At 44.1% G+C, this 18,405-nt stretch carries 15 protein-coding genes, 1 pseudogene and 1 riboswitch; of the genes and pseudogenes, 14 read left to right on the forward strand and 2 right to left on the reverse strand.

Going from position 1 to position 18,405, the window contains the following annotated elements:
- Positions 1–143 precede the first annotated feature (143 nt).
- From DQM55_RS04490 to DQM55_RS04525, 8 genes are all read left to right on the forward strand, one after another.
- Positions 144–1,403 (forward strand): UDP-N-acetylglucosamine 1-carboxyvinyltransferase, encoded by a 1,260-nt coding sequence (locus tag DQM55_RS04490; protein WP_111675596.1) that lies wholly within the window; start codon positions 144–146, stop codon positions 1,401–1,403.
- Positions 1,404–1,436: 33 nt separating this feature from the next.
- Positions 1,437–1,988 carry a GNAT family N-acetyltransferase gene (locus DQM55_RS04495; protein WP_111675597.1) on the forward strand — a complete coding sequence of 184 codons (552 nt, stop codon included), beginning with the start codon at positions 1,437–1,439 and terminating at the stop codon, positions 1,986–1,988.
- Entirely contained in the window at positions 1,981–3,258 is a 1,278-nt protein-coding gene (spxR, locus tag DQM55_RS04500) for a CBS-HotDog domain-containing transcription factor SpxR (protein ID WP_172454716.1), read from the forward strand. The genes DQM55_RS04495 and spxR overlap by 8 nt, the downstream gene beginning before the upstream one ends.
- Before the next feature lie 21 nt (positions 3,259–3,279).
- Entirely contained in the window at positions 3,280–4,137 is an 858-nt protein-coding gene (locus tag DQM55_RS04505; RefSeq protein WP_111675599.1) for a methionyl aminopeptidase, read from the forward strand.
- A 33-nt stretch (positions 4,138–4,170) separates the two neighbouring features.
- Positions 4,171–5,097, forward strand: a complete 927-nt coding sequence (locus tag DQM55_RS04510; RefSeq protein ID WP_172454782.1) for a YihY/virulence factor BrkB family protein — start codon at positions 4,171–4,173, stop codon at positions 5,095–5,097.
- A gap of 32 nt (positions 5,098–5,129) precedes the next feature.
- Positions 5,130–6,140 carry a hypothetical protein gene (locus DQM55_RS04515; RefSeq protein WP_111675601.1) on the forward strand — a complete coding sequence of 337 codons (1,011 nt, stop codon included), beginning with the start codon at positions 5,130–5,132 and terminating at the stop codon, positions 6,138–6,140.
- Positions 6,141–6,257: 117 nt separating this feature from the next.
- Positions 6,258–6,707: a MarR family winged helix-turn-helix transcriptional regulator gene (locus tag DQM55_RS04520; protein ID WP_111675602.1), complete on the forward strand. Its 450-nt coding sequence runs from the start codon at positions 6,258–6,260 to the stop codon at positions 6,705–6,707.
- 17 nt (positions 6,708–6,724) lie between these two features.
- Positions 6,725–7,432 (forward strand): B3/B4 domain-containing protein, encoded by a 708-nt coding sequence (locus DQM55_RS04525; protein WP_111675603.1) that lies wholly within the window; start codon positions 6,725–6,727, stop codon positions 7,430–7,432.
- 70 nt (positions 7,433–7,502) lie between these two features.
- On the opposite strand, the gene DQM55_RS04530 is transcribed toward DQM55_RS04525, so the two are convergent.
- Complete coding sequence (locus DQM55_RS04530; RefSeq protein ID WP_111675604.1) at positions 7,503–7,943, reverse strand: GtrA family protein; 441 nt, start codon at positions 7,941–7,943, stop codon at positions 7,503–7,505.
- Positions 7,944–7,971: 28 nt separating this feature from the next.
- A riboswitch (PreQ1 riboswitch) is annotated at positions 7,972–8,108 on the forward strand.
- On the opposite strand from DQM55_RS04530, the gene DQM55_RS04535 reads away from it, so the two are divergent.
- The 6 genes from DQM55_RS04535 to DQM55_RS04560 all read left to right on the forward strand — a co-directional run bounded on the left by DQM55_RS04535 (position 8,106) and on the right by DQM55_RS04560 (position 16,955).
- Positions 8,106–8,621 carry a QueT transporter family protein gene (locus DQM55_RS04535; RefSeq protein WP_111675605.1) on the forward strand — a complete coding sequence of 172 codons (516 nt, stop codon included), beginning with the start codon at positions 8,106–8,108 and terminating at the stop codon, positions 8,619–8,621. It overlaps the preceding riboswitch by 3 nt.
- 105 nt (positions 8,622–8,726) lie before the next feature.
- Positions 8,727–10,685, forward strand: coding sequence for an NAD-dependent DNA ligase LigA (ligA, locus tag DQM55_RS04540; protein ID WP_111675606.1), 1,959 nt, complete (start codon positions 8,727–8,729; stop codon positions 10,683–10,685).
- Positions 10,686–10,694: 9 nt separating this feature from the next.
- Positions 10,695–11,645 (forward strand): diacylglycerol kinase family lipid kinase, encoded by a 951-nt coding sequence (locus DQM55_RS04545; RefSeq protein WP_002914839.1) that lies wholly within the window; start codon positions 10,695–10,697, stop codon positions 11,643–11,645.
- A 23-nt stretch (positions 11,646–11,668) separates the two neighbouring features.
- Positions 11,669–13,966, forward strand: a complete 2,298-nt coding sequence (pulA, locus tag DQM55_RS04550) for a type I pullulanase (RefSeq protein ID WP_111675607.1) — start codon at positions 11,669–11,671, stop codon at positions 13,964–13,966.
- Positions 13,967–14,292: 326 nt separating this feature from the next.
- Positions 14,293–16,089 carry a serine hydrolase domain-containing protein gene (locus DQM55_RS04555; protein WP_111675608.1) on the forward strand — a complete coding sequence of 599 codons (1,797 nt, stop codon included), beginning with the start codon at positions 14,293–14,295 and terminating at the stop codon, positions 16,087–16,089.
- Positions 16,074–16,955, forward strand: coding sequence for an alpha/beta fold hydrolase (locus tag DQM55_RS04560; protein WP_002903110.1), 882 nt, complete (start codon positions 16,074–16,076; stop codon positions 16,953–16,955). The genes DQM55_RS04555 and DQM55_RS04560 overlap by 16 nt, the downstream gene beginning before the upstream one ends.
- Before the next feature lie 100 nt (positions 16,956–17,055).
- On the opposite strand, the pseudogene DQM55_RS11770 reads toward DQM55_RS04560, so the two are convergent.
- A pseudogene (locus DQM55_RS11770) lies at positions 17,056–18,333 on the reverse strand (ISL3 family transposase).
- Positions 18,334–18,405: the final 72 nt, after the last annotated feature.

Here is an 18,405-nt window from a genome sequence, read left to right on the forward strand (position 1 = left end):
TATTTTTCTGAAAGTACTGTTGAAAAAGCCATTTTCCCTGTTTCATTTTAATTTCAATTGTCTTATTTATCTAAAAGTATAGGAAATTTCCCGAATCTGTGGTATAATAAATGGCAATACCTTGAAAGAGCTTTATTTTAAACATGAAAAAAATTGTAATACATGGTGGTCGCCCCTTAAAAGGAGAGGTGACTATTAATGGTGCTAAAAACAGTGTCGTTGCCCTGATTCCGGCTGTGATTCTGGCGGATGATATTGTAACGTTGGATGGTGTTCCAGATATTTCGGATGTGGATAGCCTGATTGATATTATGATTGCCATGGGGGCTAGTGTTACTCGCTCTGAGGACAATCTGACGATTGATCCGCGTGGTATCCAAAACGTCCCTATGCCTTATGGGAAAATCAACAGTCTAAGGGCTTCTTATTATTTCTATGGCAGCTTGCTTGGTCGCTATGGTGAAGCGACGGTAGGTCTGCCTGGTGGCTGTGACTTGGGGCCGCGTCCTATTGACTTGCATCTCAAGGCTTTTGAAGCGATGGGGGCTAAGATGACCATGGACGGCAACTACATGAACCTATCCACAGGAGGTCAGCAGCTGAAAGGCGCTAGCATTTATATGGATACGGTCAGCGTGGGTGCCACCATCAATACTATGTTGGCTGCTGTCAAGGCCAAAGGTCGGACTATTATTGAAAATGCAGCGCGGGAGCCAGAAATCATTGATGTGGCAACTCTCTTGAATAATATGGGAGCGCACATCCGTGGAGCAGGAACTGATATTATCACGATTGAGGGGGTTCCACACCTTCATGGAACGCGTCATCAAGTAATTCCAGACCGTATCGAGGCAGGGACTTATATCGCCCTTGCTGCGGCTATTGGTCAGGGAATTCAGATTAATAATGTCCTTTATGAGCATTTGGAGAGTTTTATTGCCAAGCTTGAGGAAATGGGTGTTCGGATGACGGTTTCTGAAGACAGCATTTTTGTCGAAGAGCAGCAAAACCTGCGAGCTATAAACATCAAGACTTCCCCTTATCCAGGCTTTGCAACTGACCTACAACAGCCGATTACTCCGCTCTTGCTGACGGCTAATGGCCATGGTAAGATTACGGACACCATCTATGAGAAGCGGGTTAACCATGTGGCGGAGCTGGCTAAGATGGCAGGCAAGATTTCGACCAGCAGCGACCAGATTGTCTATGAGGGGCCAAATCAACTGCAGGGAGCTCAGGTCAAGGCGACCGATTTACGAGCAGGAGCCGCTTTGGTTATTGCAGGTTTGATGGCTCAGGGAAAGACAGAAATTACTAATATTGAGTTTATCCTGCGTGGCTATTCTAATATTATTGAAAAATTAACAAGTCTGGGTGCAGATATCCAGTTGATAGAAGAATAAGCGTTTTTCGCTTATTTTTTGTAGAGGTAGCAGATGAATTTATGGACACATTTGGCGGCCTGTTCATTTATTGAGACGGAGCATGCTTTTTTGAGGCCCATTGTCTTTGAAGATGCAGGGGCTCTATATAAGATCGCGTCCAATCCGGAAAATACTCAGTTCATTTTTCCGACAGAAGCAAGCCTAGAGGAAAGTGAATACGTCATTGCCAATTTCTTTATGAAAAATCCTCTGGGGATTTGGGCCATTTGCCACAAGGAAACGCAGGAAATGATTGGCTCTGTCAAGTTTGAAAAAATGGACGAGATCAAGAAAGAAGCTGAGTTAGGCTATTTCCTGCGGCAAGACTACTGGGGACGAGGGCTGATGACAGAAATTGTCCGAGAGATTGCTTTTCTATCTTTTACCCGCTTTGACTTCAAGCGTCTCAGCATTATCACTCATGCAGAGAACCTAGCCAGTCAGAAGGTAGCTCAAAAATCTGGCTTCAGACTCTACCGGCAGTTTAAAGGGAGCGACCGGTACACGAGGAAGATGAGAGATTATCTGGAGTACCGTTATGAGAGAGGAGATTTTAATGAGTAAGCATCAGGAAATTTTAACCTATCTTGAAAATCTTCCAATTGGCAAGAGGGTCAGTGTCCGCAGTATTTCAAACTATCTGGGAGTTAGTGATGGTACAGCCTATCGAGCTATCAAGGAAGCGGAGAACCGAGGTATTGTTGAGACCAGGCCTCGGAGTGGTACGGTTCGGGTCAAGTCCAAGAAAGTTGTCTTGGAGCATCTGACCTACAAGGAAATTGTTGATATTACTGGCTCAGAAGTATTGGCTGGAGAAGATGGTCTAGAAAAAGAGTTTAATAAGTTCTCCATCGGAGCCATGACGGAGCAGAATATCCTGCACTATCTGACAGAGGGTGGTCTCTTGATTGTTGGAGACCGGACGAAAATTCAGCTCTTGGCTCTGGAAAATGAGAATGCGGTGTTGATTACTGGAGGTTTTGAAGTCAGCTCGGAAGTTCTGAAGATGGCTAATTTGCTCAATATACCGGTTCTCAGGACCAAGCACGATACCTACACTGTTGCAACCATGATTAATCGTGCCCTGTCCAATATGCAGATCAAGACCGATATATTAACAGTGGAGCAGGTCTATCGCTCCAGCCACGAGTACGGCTTCTTGCATGATACTGATACTGTTCGTGACTATCTGGACTTGGTTCGTCGCAATCGTGCCAGCCGGTTTCCGGTTATCAACCAGCAACAGATGCTGGTGGGAGTAGTAACCATGCGGGACGCGGGGGATAAGTCTCCTCTGACAACCTTGGACAAGGTCATGACGAAAAATGTCTTTATGACAGGCCTATCTGCCAATATTGCCAATATCAGCCAGCGCATGATTGCAGAAGATTTTGAAATGATACCAGTAGTGCGCAGCAACCAGACCTTGCTGGGTGTGATTACGAGGCGGGACATTATGGAAAAAATGAGCCGTTCTCAGATTTCCAGCCTGCCGACTTTCAGTGAGCAAGTGGGACAGAAGATTAGCCGTCAGGATGATTTGTTTTCCTTTACTGTTGAGCCATTTATGCTGGAGCAAAATGGTGTGCTGGCCAACGGTGTGCTGACAGAAATTTTGACTCGGATTACCCAGCAGCTCATGGTCAACAGCGGCCGCAGCCTGATAATCGACCAGCTGATGATTTATTTCTTTCAGGCGGTCCAGATTGATGACCTGCTGCATATCCAGCCGCGTATTATCCGTCAGACTAGGCGGACAGCCATTATTGACTTTGAGATGTATTTGGAAGCGATGCTGGTTGCCAAAGCCACGATTACAGTGAAAATTAATTAAGAAGAGGAATTTAGAGAAAGAATGATTACTTTAAAATCACAGCGTGAAATTGACTTGATGGACAAGAGTGGAGATTTTCTGGCTTCTGTCCATATTGGTTTGAGAGACTTGATTAAGCCAGGCATTGACATGTGGGACATCGAAGAGTATGTCCGCAAGCGTTGTAAAGAAGACAATGCCCTGCCTCTGCAAATTGGTGTTGAAGGCTCTGTCATGGACTATCCTTATGCGACCTGCTGCTCTCTTAATGACGAGGTAGCCCATGCCTTTCCCCGTCATCAGAAGCTGGTAGAAGGTGATGTCATCAGCGTTGATATGGTGGTTGGCTTGGTCGATAAGGCAGAGCTGGATGTGTCCAAGCTAGATTTTGACAATGTAGCAGAGATGAAGCAGCACACAGAGAGCTTCCGGGGCGGTGTGGCAGACTCTTGCTGGACCTATGCAGTAGGGAAGATTAGCCCAGAGGCTCAGCAGCTGATGGATGTGACTAAGGAATGTCTCTATCGTGGAATTGCGGCTGCTAAGGTTGGCAATCGTATTGGTGACATTGGCGCAGCTATTCAGGAATACGCTGAAAGTCATGGCTATGGCGTTGTGCGAGATTTGGTGGGGCACGGTGTTGGCCCAACTATGCATGAGGAGCCTATGGTGCCGCATTACGGTCGAGCAGGACGCGGCTTGCGCTTGCGTGAGGGGATGGTTCTGACCATTGAGCCCATGATCAATACAGGTACCTGGGAAATTGATACGGACTTTGAGACCGGCTGGGCACATAAAACGCTGGATGGCGGCCTGTCCTGTCAGTATGAGCATCAGTTTGTCATTACAAAAGATGGACCTGTCATTCTGACCAGCCAGGGAGAAGAAGGGACTTATTAGAAATCAAAGGCTGGGCACTTGTCTCAGCTTTTTTTGAAGGAGAAGAGAGTGAAGAAATTATTTGGTAAGGTTCGCAACAATCAGTTTTTAAGAGCATTTTTCCGTTTTTATCGGGCAGCGGATAGTGAGCTGACCAGCGTTGCAGTTGCTTATTATTGGCTGATTTCCGTTTTTCCCTTGCTCTTGATTGTGGTGAATATTTTGCCCTATTTTCACATTCCGGTGGAGGATTTTCTGACAGCTATCAAGGACATGCTGCCAGAGACTTTGTATGATGTTGTGGCAAAAGTCATGCGTGAAGTGCTGACCCAGCCCTCGACTGGCCTGCTGAGTTTCTCAGTCTTGTCGGCTCTTTGGACTTTTTCCAAGTCCATGAATTTCCTACAAATTGCCTTTAATAAAGCCTATGGGGTAGCTAAGAGCCGAGGGCTGATTTCTCATCGCGTCATGAGTCTCTTTGTGAGTCTAGGTCTGCAGATTCTCTTTGCCTTGGCCCTCTTTCTGACCATGTTTGGCCATATGTCGCTTGATTTCCTCCGTACTTACTGGAAGCTAGATAACCAGCTTTATCAACACTTGCAGAATTTTACGGAGCCATTGATTTACGCCTTACTCTTTGCGGTTTTGGTTATGTTCTATTATTTCCTGCCTAACGTGAAAATCAGCAAGAAACGCTATGTTCTGCCCGGAAGCGCCTTCGTGCTTCTGACCATTCTGGCTTTGCTGAATATCTTTTCCGTTTACATGGATAATTATTTAAATCACCTGGTTGATGTTCGATTTTTCAGCTCCATCATTATGGTTGTGATGATGTTTTGGTTTATCATGATTGCTAAAATTTTGATTGTTGGCGCAGTGCTCAATGCCAGTATCCAGAGCTGCTGTGAGTCAGGGTTTCAAGTTGAAAGCACAGGACGTTTTACTTTCAAGAAGAAAGAGCAGGATGAAGAAGAGGAATGATGTTGTTTTGGAGTGGAAAAGGATAAATAAGTATGAAAAGTAAAAAAATAACTAAATGGAAGAGTATTTTGATCACTCTGCTCTTGCTTCTAGGAGCAGCGGTTTATTTCCTTTGGAGCAAGGAAGAGGCAAAGAAGTTCCAAGAAGAGTATGGGCAGTTTACGTATTATTCTCCTGAATATAAGCCTAAATATGCTTTTCTTGAAAATGGAGAAGCTATAGCTTACTCTTGGGAAGTAGTTAAATCAAACGATCAACAAAATATAAAGCCAACGAATCTAATAAAAAGTGTTACAGCGGTAAAACATTTTGAAAATGGGGTGTTTATAAATAGTTATATGAAATTAAAAGAATCCCCTGTCAGCTATAATTCTGAAAATTTCAACCGGAATATTCCTCAAAAAGGGGAATATTGGAAATTAGTAGTTTATCAATTAAAGAATCAAGAGTTGGAAAAGAATGAGTTAGATATTTTTAAGATGGTTCGTTCTTATAGTAAAGATTTAATTCCTTCAGAAATAAAGCCATATTCGATATTTGTGGATATTGGTACACAGAAGAAGTATGTAAAGATTCTTCTTTATAATAAAATCAGCAAAGAACATAAAAATTATTATGTTGATTTGGAAAAGGGGAAGATTGTTTCAGTTGATGAAGTGACTATACAAAAGGGATTAGGTCCGAATAATTTTATATACCAAACTTCTTTTTCGGATAGACTTATGAATCTAGGAGTAAGTATATATTCAAAAGGAATCTATTTCAACGATGTCTATAATGAAAAAAACATGGGAAACACAATTTTAGCAAAAGAACATCCCCAAATATACAAAATTATGCAAGGTGAGGATGCTCGTATTGCTTTCTTAAATAAAGAAACCGACGTATCATTAGTAAAAAACGTAACCGAACTCTTCTTTCCGCCTGGAACGAATGTATTTGAGAGCGTGACTATACCAGCTAAATATTCAGTAGATGGGCAGGAACATGTCATTAATTCAGCGGAAGAATTACAAAAATACTATAAGGAGGAAGAAAACTAGAGAGGATATTTTTGCCAAATTTACAGAGGATTTTCCTCTTTTTCTTTTTAGTTAATTTTATTGCATTTGCAATAAAATGTGTTATAATAGAGTCAAATAAAAATTAAAGGAGGGGACATGTCAGTATTGCGGGAAATTGGGATTATCGCCCGAGCTTTGGATTCCATTGCTAATATTGAGTTCCGCGACATAGAGCTGGCGCGGGGGCAATATCTTTATCTGGTACGAATCGCGGAGAATCCGGGGATTATCCAAGAGGAGCTGTCGGAGCTGCTCAAGGTGGATCGCTCAACGGTTGCCCGTTCTGTCAAGAAGCTTGAGGCCAAGGGCTTGGTGCAGCAGAAGGCAGCCAAGGACAACAAGAAGAACAAGGAATGGTTTGTGACGGAAAAAGGGGAAACACTTTATCCTTTTATCCTATCGGAGAATGACTATTCTGAAGAGACCTCCCTGCAGGGCTTTTCTCAGGCGGAAGTTCAAGCTTTGGAGAAAATGCTGGTTCGAGTGCGTGAAAACATCACAGGTGACTGGGAAGCAGTCAAAAAAGGACAAAAAAGAAACTATTAAGATTGAAGAGGTGCATCATGAAAGTTACAGTTGAAAATGAATTTTGGCAAGCATTCCCGGAAGCTCAGATTAGTATTTTAGTGGTCAAGGTGCTTGATAATAGTGTGGATGAAAGTAAGGATCCTTATTTCAAATCCTTGCTGGATAAGGGAGCGAAGCGAGCTGAGGACTTTATCCCAGACGAGAACTTCACTCAGAATGAAGTCATTCAGGAGTGGCGGCAGGCCTTCAGTCAATTCAAGACCAAGAAAGGAGCACGATCCTCTATTGAAGCTCTGCTCAAGCGGGTCAGTCAGGGGCGTGAATTTCATCCAATCAATCCTTTGGTTGATATCTATAACAGTGTCTCGCTGTCTTATGCGGTTCCATGTGGCGGTGAGGATTTGGATAAGATTGTCGGAGGTCTTTATTTAGGTAAAGCCAAGGGTGGGGAATCCTTTTTCCCGCTGGGTGCTGAGAGTGACGCACCGGCACTGCCAGAAGAAATCATCTACTATGATGAAGAAGGGGCTGTCTGCCGTTGCCTTAACTGGCGAGAAGCCCAGCGAACTATGCTGACGGAAGAGACCAAGGATGCCATCCTGGTCATTGAGGCCATCAATGAAGAGCAAGTAGCGCGTGCCCAAGCAGCTATGACAGAACTCCATACTCTGATTGAGGACTATTTTGGTGTTAAGGGTGAAATCACTCATCTGACGCTTGACAATCCAAGCTTGGAAATCTGAGAATAAAAAAATCTGGATCAGATTTATCTGGTCCAGATTTGATATTTTAAGGTTGAAGTATCATAGTCAATTAGTTTTTCTTGTTTTTAAAGACAAAAATCTTACTAAAGACATAGTTGAGAACGATGATCAGTACTTGAGCAATGAAAGTTTCGATGGTATTGACCATTTTGATATTGTTATTGACAAACCGGCCTATGATCTGTGGGAAACTAGTGACAAAAATAAAGGTTAGCAGTAAATTTAAGCCCATAGTAGCCAAACGTGCAGTGAAAAATTTGATAAGTCTAGAAGGCCAGCCACTCCTTGCTTGCTTGAAAACGATAGTATCGTTGGTTACAAAGGCAAAGAGAATACCAAGAATATCACCTATTATTGTAGCCAGTAGTTCGTTTCCCGTCAATTCATAGCAGAGCATCCTACTGACAACGGATACGACAGTTGTTGCCACACCAAAGAAAAGATAGGACAGAACCTCATTGTCAAAGAATTTTTTGATTAAAGTTTTCATAAAGATAGTCTATCATATTTCTGGGATTTATGCTATACTAGTTGGGTTGCCAAATCTGTGGGGGAATCATCTAATGATGCTCCTCTCATGCGACGCAACCCTTGGCGCTTAGCTTCTTTCGCCAAGCATATTACACGCGGTAAAGCCGCTAAAGGAGAAAACATGAAACAAGAAAAACTGAGAGTTCGTGATTTGGCTCAGATTGCCATTGTCGCTGCCATTTATGTAGCCCTTACGATTACGCCCCCTTTAAGTGCTATAAGCTATGGTGCTTACCAGTTCAGAATTTCTGAAATGATGAACTTTATGGCTTTTTATAATCGGAAATATATCATGGGTGTGACTATTGGCTGTATGATTGCCAATCTATATAGTTTTGGAATCGTTGATGTCTTTGTTGGCGGTGGGTCCACCTTGGTCTTCCTGTCACTGGGTGTCTACCTTTTTGGTCGCTATAAGAATCAATATCTGATTAAAGGCTTGATTCGTTTGGATCATTTCTATTTTGCAGTATTCTTTTCTATCTCAATGGTGACCATTGCTGCAGAATTACACTTCTTGCAAGGCCTGCCATTCTTCCTGACTTGGTTTACAACGGCCATTGGAGAATTTGCTTCCTTGATTGCTGGAGCTATTATTATTAACCAGATTGCGAAAAGTATTGATTTGACAAAATAAGACAGCAGAGAGCGGAATTTCCGCTCTTTTTGTATCCCTTTCTTTTTTAGGAAGAATTCGGAACAAATAGAGGAAGATTTTGTGTATTTGTGATAAAATAGAAGTATGAAAGAAAGAATGTCAGAATTAGTAGAATTGCTCAACCGATATGCTCATGAATATTATACGGCAGACAGGCCAAGTGTATCGGACAGCGAGTATGACAGACTCTATCGTGAATTAGCGGAGTTAGAAGAAAAGTACCCAACCGATATCCTACCTGATAGCCCAACGCATCGGGTGGGTGGGAAGATTTTAGAAGGATTTGAAAAATATCCACACCAGTATCCTCTCTTTAGTTTGCAGGATGCTTTTTCACGTGAAGAATTAATAGCCTTTGACCAGCGGATTCGCAAGGAATTTCCTCAGGTATCTTATCTTTGTGAGCTCAAGATTGACGGGCTCTCTATTTCCCTGACCTATGAAAAGGGAATATTGGTAGCAGGTGCGACACGGGGGGATGGCTCTGTTGGAGAAAACATCACTGAAAATCTCAAGCGGGTCAAGGATATTCCACTGACTTTGAAAGAGCCGCTGGACATTACGGTTCGCGGAGAGTGTTACATGCCTAAGGCTTCCTTTGATGCTGTCAATCAGCTGCGGCAGGAGAATGGTGAGCCTGAGTTTGCCAATCCCCGCAATGCGGCAGCAGGAACCTTGCGGCAGTTGGATACAGCAGTTGTGGCCAAGCGTAATCTAGCAACCTTCCTCTACCAAGAAGCCAGTCCAACTCAGGTTGGCAGCCAAGAAGCCGTCTTAAACAAGCTGGCAGATTTAGGCTTTTCAGTCAATCCTACACATATTCTGGCGGATTCTATCGAAGCAGTTTGGGAGTTTATCGAAAAGATTGCTCAGGAGCGAGACAGTCTGGCTTATGAGATTGACGGTATTGTCATCAAGGTTAATGACTTGGCGGTGCAAGAGGAGCTTGGCTTTACTGTCAAGGCACCCAAGTGGGCCATTGCCTATAAGTTTCCGGCTGAGGAAAAGGAAGCCCAGCTTCTGTCTGTTGACTGGACAGTGGGGCGGACGGGAGTTGTGACTCCGACAGCCAATCTGACGCCAGTGCAGCTAGCGGGAACGACTGTCAGCCGAGTAACCTTGCACAATGTGGACTATATTGCAGAGAAGGATATTCGTCAGAAGGACACTGTTATCGTCTATAAGGCGGGAGATATTATTCCTGCTGTCTTGCGAGTGGTGGAGTCCAAGCGTGTCTCAGAGGAGCCTCTGGAAATACCAAGTCTCTGTCCGAGCTGTGAGAGTGAGCTAGTGCATTTCGAGGACGAAGTAGCTCTGCGCTGCATCAATCCGCTCTGTCCAGCCCAAATTAAGGAGGGCTTGATTCACTTTGCTAGCCGGGATGCCATGAATATTGCTGGCCTTGGCCCAGCAGTGGTAGAGAAGCTCTTTGCTCAAAATCTAGTCAAAGATGTGGCTGGAATCTATCGGCTGACGGTAGAAAATTTACTAGAACTAGAGAACTTTAAGGAAAAATCAGCAAATAAATTGTATACTGCTATTCAAGCTTCCAAGGCAAACTCGGCTGAACGCCTCTTGTTCGGATTGGGGATTCGCCATGTGGGAAGCAAGGCCAGTCGGATTTTGCTGGAGAAATTTCATGATATTCCTAAGCTGTCTCAGGCCAGCCAAGAAGAGATTGCGGCTATTGACAGCCTTGGAACTGTGATTGCCCAAAGCCTGCATACCTATTTTGAGCAGGAAGGCTCCCAGATTCTTTTGGCGGAATTACAGGAAGCAGGTGTGAATCTAGACTATCTAGGGCAAAAGGCAGCGGCTGATGCAGCCCTATCAGGTATGACGGTTGTTTTGACTGGTAAATTACAAAAATTGACCCGCAATCAAGCCAAGGAAAAATTGCAGAGTCTGGGTGCTAATGTTTCTGGATCTGTTTCTAAAAAAACGGATCTGGTAGTGGCTGGCGCAGATGCTGGCAGCAAGCTGGCCAAGGCTCAGGAGTTAGGAATTGAAATTCGGGATGAAGACTGGCTTGATAGCTTATGAGGCTGAAGTATGAAGGATAAGATTAAACGAGCACGATTGATTTATAACCCGACTTCGGGACAGGAAATTATTAAGAAAAATATAGCAGAAGTTTTGGATGTTTTGGAGGATGTGGGCTATGAAACCAGCGCCTATCAAACCACTCCAGCGCCTCTTTCTGCTCAAAAAGAAGCTGAAAGAGCAGCAAAAGCAGGATTTGATTTGATTATTGCGGCAGGCGGCGACGGTACCATCAATGAGGTAGTTAATGGCGTAGCGAATCTGGATGAACGGCCTAAATTGGCCTTTATTCCAACTGGCACAACCAACGATTATGCGCGTGCTCTCAAGATTCCCATGGGAGACCCAGTAGCGGCGGCCCGCATTATCGAAAAGAACCAGACCATTAAGATGGATATTGGCCGGGCCTATGGTAACAAGTATTTTATAAATATTGCGGCAGCTGGAACCCTAACGGAGCTGACTTATAGCGTACCTAGCGAGGTCAAATCCCGCCTAGGCTACTTTGCCTATGTCGCAGAAGGAGCAAAAAAGCTCCCTCGCTCTAAGTTCCGCAAGGTCCGTATCAAGCACGACCACGGTGTCTTTGAAGGGAAGATTTCGCTGATGTTTGCGGCTCTGACCAACTCCATTGGTGGTTTTGAAAAGTTAGCGCCAGACACTAAATTAGACGATGGAAATTTTACCTTGATTTTGGTCAAGACAGCCAATCTCTTTGACATGCTGAGTCTGATGATGCAGGCTATCAATGGCGGTCAGCACGTTGGCGATATCAATGTAGAATACCTCAAAACAAGCAAGCTGCAGCTGGAAGTTTTAGATAAAAAAGGTCCATTTATGCTAAATTTGGATGGAGAATACGGCGGCGATACGCCTGTTGAACTGGAAGTGCTGCACGGTCATTTGGAATTTTTTGCCAATATTGATGAAATAAGTCAGACAGCCCTTTCAATAGAATAATTTTAGATAAGAGATGAAAGAACATGCTAGACTATAAAGTCTTAGTCCATTATCACAATCCGACTGGAGATTATTTCTCCTATGATATGTGGCAGTGGCAAATAAACCAATGGGGACAGGAAGCATCCTTTTCCAAACTTGATTATTTTGGTATTCAGGGGGAATTATCATTTCAAACCTGGGAGCCCTTAGATCATGCTCATGTGATAATCAAACGTTCAGACTGGTCTAGCCAGTCCTATGACTATCATATTGATTTGTTACCGCCTCATCTGCTAACGGAAATTTGGCTGATTGAGGGAGATACGCAGGTTTACTATTCCCTGCAGGCTGCAACGACGAGTCACCAGTATTCACGTCGGCGTCCGCATAACTTTGATGTGGCCCTGAGAACAGACTACTTTGATGAATGTTGGGGCTATCAAGGCTGGTTGGGACACCGTCAGATGGACGGCGCACATATTTTCAGAGTTTGGGCACCGACAGCTAGGAAGGTAGAGTTGGTAGTCTATGAATCGGCTGCCAATCGAGCTCCTGTTTATAAAATCTTCCCAATGCAAAAGGGTGACCGATATTCTCACGACCATAAGGAAAATACCATCGGTGTCTGGTCAGCTGAAATAGCAGAAGACTTGACCGGCAAGACCTATCACTATCATGTTAGCTTTGAATACCGCAATTTCTATACTCGCGATCCCTATACTGTTGCGACCAGTCCAGATGGCAAGCGCTCAGCGATTCTTGGAGCAGATGAGACAGAAGTAGCCGGTTTTCAGGTCCGGCAAGGCAAAGAAGCCGTATGGCGTTTGGACAATCCAAATCAAGCAGTGATTTATGAGATGCACATTCGGGATTTGACCAAGTCGGAAACTTCTGGCGTGGACAGTCAGCTGCGCGGGACCTTCTTGGGAGCCTGTCAACAAGGCACTACCAATCATCAAGGGCAAAAGACAGGCTTTGACTATATCAGTGATTTAGGCGTTAATGTCGTCCAGCTTCAGCCTGTCTCTGACCGTCACAAGGACTATGATGAAAATGGAGAGCTAATCTACAACTGGGGCTATGATCCGCAGAACTATCATGCTCCAGAGACGAGCTTTTCCAGCAATCCTGCTGACCCAGCGCAGGCTATCCGTGATTTGAAAACAATGATTCAGGCCTACCATGATGCGGGAATCTCTGTGACACTGGATGTTGTCTACAATCACATCTACTCGACCTATGACTCAGCTTTTCAGGCTACGGTACCGGATTATTATTATCGGATGAATCCTAACGGCTCTTTCCAAAATGGAACTGGAGTGGGGAGTGAGACGGCCAGCGAGCACGAGATGTTCCGCAAGTTTATGATTGACTCTCTGCTGTACTGGGTGGAGGAGTTCAATGTAGATGGTTTCCGCTTCGACCTGATGGGAATTCATGATGTAGAAACGATGAATGCTATCCGTCAAGCTATGGATGAGGTAGATCCGCGAATCCTGCTCTATGGAGAGGGTTGGGATATGGGAACGGGCCTGAGACCGGAAGACAAGGCTAAGAAGGACAATGCTTATCAGTTACCGCGGATTGGATTTTTCAATGATACAGAGCGGGATGCGGTTAAGGGAGCAGAAGTTTACGGTGGCATCAAGGCTGGTTTTGTCAGTGGTCAGGCGACGGAGGATATCGTTGCTAAGTCTATCCTTGGCAGCAGTGAGCTAGGCAGCTATCTCAGTCCTGATCAAGTCCTTAACTACGTGGAGGCTCACGACAATTTCAATTTACATGATTTGCTTGCGGAGCTGCATCCCGACGATGATGTTCTGACTCGCACCAAGCGGATTGAGCTGGCAACTGCTATGAACCTGCTCATGCAGGGCATGTCTTTCATGGAGGTTGGACAGGAATTTTCCCGTACTAAGCTCGTAGCTACGGGGGAGGACGGCCAAGTCCTGCATAGCGATCGCGAAAGGGCTATGAACAGTTACAATGCACCAGATGCAGTCAATCAGGTGAATTGGGATATTTTGCAGGATCATCAAGAGAGTATTGATTTTATCAAAGACATCATTCGTCTCAAGACAAGCTGCAAGGCCTTTTCTTATCAGACCTATGAAGACATTTATAAGCATGTCTTTGTCCAATCAGCAGAGCAGGGCAGTGGCTTGATTATTTTTGAAATCAAGGATGACAAGCACTATCAGGTCATTTTTAATGCCAGCGGCCTGCCTTACTATCTGCCTAATGCAGATAAGCTGCGCCTCCTAGTTGGCAATAGCCGTCATAAGAAGCCTTTCTATGTTGAAAATCTGACGGTTTCTGTTTTTGAAGTTATTCAATAAGTTATTAGCTACATGACAAGCGGCTCTTTGTCAACTGTAGTGGGTTGATGAAAAGTTATAATCTGGAGAGGACTAAATGAGTCCTCTCCTTTTTGATATTCAAAGCGATGAGAATTCTAGTTTTAAAGTTTTCAAAGTTTCGAAAGCCGAAAGCGTTTCGCTCATTCCTACAGTGGTTTTACCCACTACAGAAATTATAGAGCTACTTTTTCTACCACTTACTTAGGAAATCTTACCACTTACCGAAAAGGGGTAGATTTGCTATCGTCCATTTGTTAGGATAAGGGTGCAAAGGGGAAGGCAGTTTAAATTCTAAGGAGGCAATCATGAAAACATCATTTTTGAAAAGCGCTGTGGCGCTGGTAACATGTGGCTTGGTGGCTTTTGGAGCAGCGCAAGTTCGAGCTGACCAGCAAAAATTGCCGTCGGGCACGCCTTATGACCAAATCGGTCAGAAAATTGAAAATTTCCACAAGGAACACGAAAAAACCAGCGCGGGACTGGCGGCAGCAGTCTTTGATAAGGACGGACAAACCATTTACCAAAAGAACTTTGGCTATATGGACAAGGAAAAGAAGCTGGCTGTGGACGACAACTCGGTTTTTGAGTGGGGCTCTGCCACCAAATTGACCGTCTGGCTCAGCGTCATGCAGCTCTGGGAAGAAGGAAAAATTGACCTAAAAACAGATATAAAAGAGTATTTGCCCAAGGATTTCCTGAAACACCTCAAATACGACAAGCCCATTACCATGCTGGATCTGATGAACCACCAAGCGGGTTTTGATGAAACGCCGCTGAACACAGGAACAGGCAAGAGCTTGGAAGAATTACTAAAAAGCCAGCCCGCTCAAACTTATGAGCCAGGGACGGTGACATCCTATTCCAATTACAGTACAGCTCTAGCAGGCTATATCGTGGAGCGCATCAGCGGACAGGACTTTGCGGATTATGTCCACGAGCATATTTTCCAGCCTTTGGGCATGAACCATACCGCTCTCTTACCTGATTTGTCGGACAATACCTATGTCCGAGACAAGCGGCAGGGTGAGAAAACCTATGATACAAACGGAAGTTTATATCTAGATAAATTGCTTCCCGCGGATATTTATCCAGCGGGGCAGGCGACAGGGACTTTTGCCGATTTCAAGCGGTTCGCGCAAGCTCTTTTGAGAAAGGAAAAGCTCTTTAAGCGCCCAGAAACCTGGAATGAACTGTATCAGACAACTTCTACATTCTCAGATAAAGCAGTCGCTAAGAATGCCCACGGCTTTTGGGTGACAGAGTATGAGATAGGCTCTATTTTAGGGCACGGCGGTCATTCTTTTGCCGGTTTTTCAACCATGATTTCGCTGGATTTCAAGACGGGTATCGGCATGGTTACCATGGTAAATCAGAGAGAAGAAGCCACCTTTTCTTTCGGTCTGCCCGATTTAGTCTTTGGCAAGAAAAAGCAAGCCCCTAACCAGTCTCAAAAAGACTTTCAGGAGGGCATGTATCGGACTTCCCGCTCCATTCAGCAAGGCCCGACCTCTATTTCGCGCCTTACTCCTGTTTATACTTTTTATGTGAAAGATGTGATCAAAGACGGTCATCTGCTACTCAGCAACTACTGGCTTTGGCAACATCGCCAAGGACGAACAGAAGTTGAAACAACCTATAATCATTTAGAAAAGCTCTCGCTTTGGGAGGTGGTAAAGGATTATGGTTCTGTCGCTCTGCTGGGTCTCGCAGTTGTTTATGCTGTGCTTGTTCTTTTGTTAGCTGCTTTGGGTAAGGTGTATCGCTTGCTTTTTAGGAAAGAAAGTAAAAGAGCGACTCCAAGAAGTTGGAAAATTTGGCATTATGGCACTTGCGGACTGATTTTGGTTAGCCTAGTCAATCTAGCAGGTCTCGTCATCGTTGCCGTTTCGGGCAAGTACATGCCCGATTATCGCTGGCAAGCCATTCTCTTTGCCTTCTTAGCACTGATTTTTCTGGTCAATGCTGCGCTGCCTATCTTCCTGCGCTCAACCTTCCAAGTGAGCAAGGGTCGAAAAATCTTGACCTACTTGACCAGCAGCGCTTCACTTATCGTCGTTCTCAATATCCTCTACTGGAGCCTCTACCAATGGTGGGCACTTTAATAGAAAGGAAAGCTATGACCCATTCTCAAAAAATCGAAACAATGATTCAAAACGGATCCGACCAACTCTACACCGTTTGCTATCCCAATCCTGACAAGGAAACGATCATCCTGCTGCACGGTGGACCGGGAACGCCTGATGACTTCAAGCTCTTTATCCCTAAGCTCGAAAAAGATTATCAACTGATTGTCTTTCACCAGCGGGGAACGAGAAAATCGCCCTGCCTGAGTGGCGACTACAGCATGGAAGCCTACATTGCGGACATCAACACGATTGCCGACCACTTCAATGTAGATAAATTTCACCTTTTGGGACATTCCTGGGGCGGATTGTACGCGCAAATCTACGCCAGCAAAATCCCTGAGCGGGTTCTTAGTCTCTTTCTTTCCTCTCCGGGAACAGGCACGAGCAAGCAGTGGCAGCAAATGGAAAAAGAGATGATGAATTACAATAAAAATCACTGCACGACTATCGAATGGCTAAAAATGGGAATCTATTCTCTGCTCGGCAATCTTGGTAGTTCCAAGGCTTCGCAAGCTCTCTTTCGCCAAGTTGTCCGTAATTACAATGCCGACTATCCAGCCTTTCATGATGTGAAACTAGACATGAGCAATGTTTCAGTCCAAGCAGGCAATCAGACAAGAAAGGAAATTATGGCCTATCCTCTCTTGCCCCGACTAGAAGATCCTGCTTTTCCTATTACCGTGACTTTCGGTGACAATGATATTTTTGGTGCTAGCATGCACTTTGTCATCAGCCGCTATCCCAGCGCTCAGGTGTTCACCATTAAAAACAGCGGCCACTTCCCATTTCTCCACAATCCAGAAGACTACTTTGCTATCTTGCACCAGCATTTTCAACCTTAGCATGAACCTCTAAAGTTTTCCAACTTTAGAGGTTTTCACTTATCTGCAACTTATCCCTCTTTTTCGGGCTCTTTGTCAACTGTAGTGGATTGATGAAAAGTTATAATCTGGAGAGGACTAAATCAGTCCTCTCCTTTTTGATGTTCAAAGCGATGAGGATTCTAGTTTTAAAATTGTCAAAGTTCCGAAAGCCGAAAGCGTTTCGCTTGATGACTTTGATGAGGTTGTTAGTAGCTTCTAGTTTTGCGTTTGAGTAGGGCAGTTCCAGTGCGTTCAGGATCTTATCCTTGTTTTTCAAGAAGGTCTTAAAAACAGTTTGAAAAATAGGATTTACATAAGAAATGGTATCTTCAATGAGTCCAAAGAAATGCTCAGTTTTTTTCTCTTGAAAATGAAAAAGCAGGAGTTGGTAGAGTTTATAGTGTTCTCTGAGTTCTTGAGAGCAAGAGAGAAGTTTTTCTAGAATCTCTCCGCTGGTCAAGTGCATGCGAAAAGTTGGACGATAAAAACGTTTATGGCTTAGTTTACGACTATCCTGTTGAATGAGTTTCCAGTAGCGTTTGAGTGCCTTATATTCGTGAGATTTTCGATCAAACTGATTCATGATTTGGATACGAAGGCGGTTCATAGCCCGACTTAGATGTTGTACAATGTGAAAACGATCGAGGACGATTTTAGCGTTTGGAAATAGTTTTCTGGCAATATCGTAGTGGGGACTAAACATGTCCATGGTAATGACTTTCACTCCGTTTCGGACTTGTCTGGAGTAGCGTAGGAAGTGATTGCGAATCGTTGCTTGGGTCCGCCCATCTTAAGATAGCTATAATCTTTCTGGAATCGAAATCCTGTTCAATAAAGCTCATCTCTATCTGCCGATTGAAACAGTCACTTCCCTGACTGTTTCCACATCCCAGCTCATGTATTCTGGAAGGCAGTTAAGGTCAGTCTTGAACTTGAATTCTTTCAATTTACGAATGATGGTGGAAGTAGAGACAGCTAAGTTTTCAGCGAAGGCTGTCATAGGGACTTTCTCGATTAGTTTTTGAGCGATTTTCTGCTTGACGATGGTTGCGATTTGGTGATTCTTCTTGACTAAGGAAGTATCAGCGACCGCCACTTTCCTACAGACTTTACAGCGCAAACGTCGTTTCTTTAACCGAATCAGCGTTTTGTATCCCACACACTCTAGATAGGGAATTTTTGCTTCTTTCTGGAAGTCATATTTAGCCATTTGTCCTTGACAGTGAGGGCATTTAGGAGCGGGATAATCTAGCTTAGCGATGATTTCTTTATGTGTACCAGCATCTAGAACATCCAAGATAGTGATATTCTGGTCTTTTATTCCCAGTAAGTTTGTGATAAAATTTAACTGTTCCATAAGAGTCTTTCTAATGATAGTTTCATCGCTTTTCATTATAGGGCTTATGGGACTTTTTCTACAACAAAAGAG

It is taken from the genome of Streptococcus sanguinis (assembly GCF_900475275.1).
GTDB classification, from domain to species: Bacteria; Bacillota; Bacilli; order Lactobacillales; family Streptococcaceae; genus Streptococcus; species Streptococcus sanguinis_N.

Coding starts and splice junctions, on each gene's coding strand:
- DQM55_RS04490 (WP_111675596.1), top strand. CDS start 144: ATGAAAAAAATTGTAATACATGGTGGTCGCCCCTTAAAAGGAGAGGTG.
- DQM55_RS04495 (WP_111675597.1), top strand. CDS start 1,437: ATGAATTTATGGACACATTTGGCGGCCTGTTCATTTATTGAGACGGAG.
- spxR (WP_172454716.1), top strand. CDS start 1,981: ATGAGTAAGCATCAGGAAATTTTAACCTATCTTGAAAATCTTCCAATT.
- DQM55_RS04505 (WP_111675599.1), top strand. CDS start 3,280: ATGATTACTTTAAAATCACAGCGTGAAATTGACTTGATGGACAAGAGT.
- DQM55_RS04515 (WP_111675601.1), top strand. CDS start 5,130: ATGAAAAGTAAAAAAATAACTAAATGGAAGAGTATTTTGATCACTCTG.
- DQM55_RS04520 (WP_111675602.1), top strand. CDS start 6,258: ATGTCAGTATTGCGGGAAATTGGGATTATCGCCCGAGCTTTGGATTCC.
- DQM55_RS04525 (WP_111675603.1), top strand. CDS start 6,725: ATGAAAGTTACAGTTGAAAATGAATTTTGGCAAGCATTCCCGGAAGCT.
- DQM55_RS04530 (WP_111675604.1), bottom strand. CDS start 7,943: ATGAAAACTTTAATCAAAAAATTCTTTGACAATGAGGTTCTGTCCTAT.
- DQM55_RS04535 (WP_111675605.1), top strand. CDS start 8,106: ATGAAACAAGAAAAACTGAGAGTTCGTGATTTGGCTCAGATTGCCATT.
- ligA (WP_111675606.1), top strand. CDS start 8,727: ATGAAAGAAAGAATGTCAGAATTAGTAGAATTGCTCAACCGATATGCT.
- DQM55_RS04545 (WP_002914839.1), top strand. CDS start 10,695: ATGAAGGATAAGATTAAACGAGCACGATTGATTTATAACCCGACTTCG.
- pulA (WP_111675607.1), top strand. CDS start 11,669: ATGCTAGACTATAAAGTCTTAGTCCATTATCACAATCCGACTGGAGAT.
- DQM55_RS04555 (WP_111675608.1), top strand. CDS start 14,293: ATGAAAACATCATTTTTGAAAAGCGCTGTGGCGCTGGTAACATGTGGC.
- DQM55_RS04560 (WP_002903110.1), top strand. CDS start 16,074: ATGGTGGGCACTTTAATAGAAAGGAAAGCTATGACCCATTCTCAAAAA.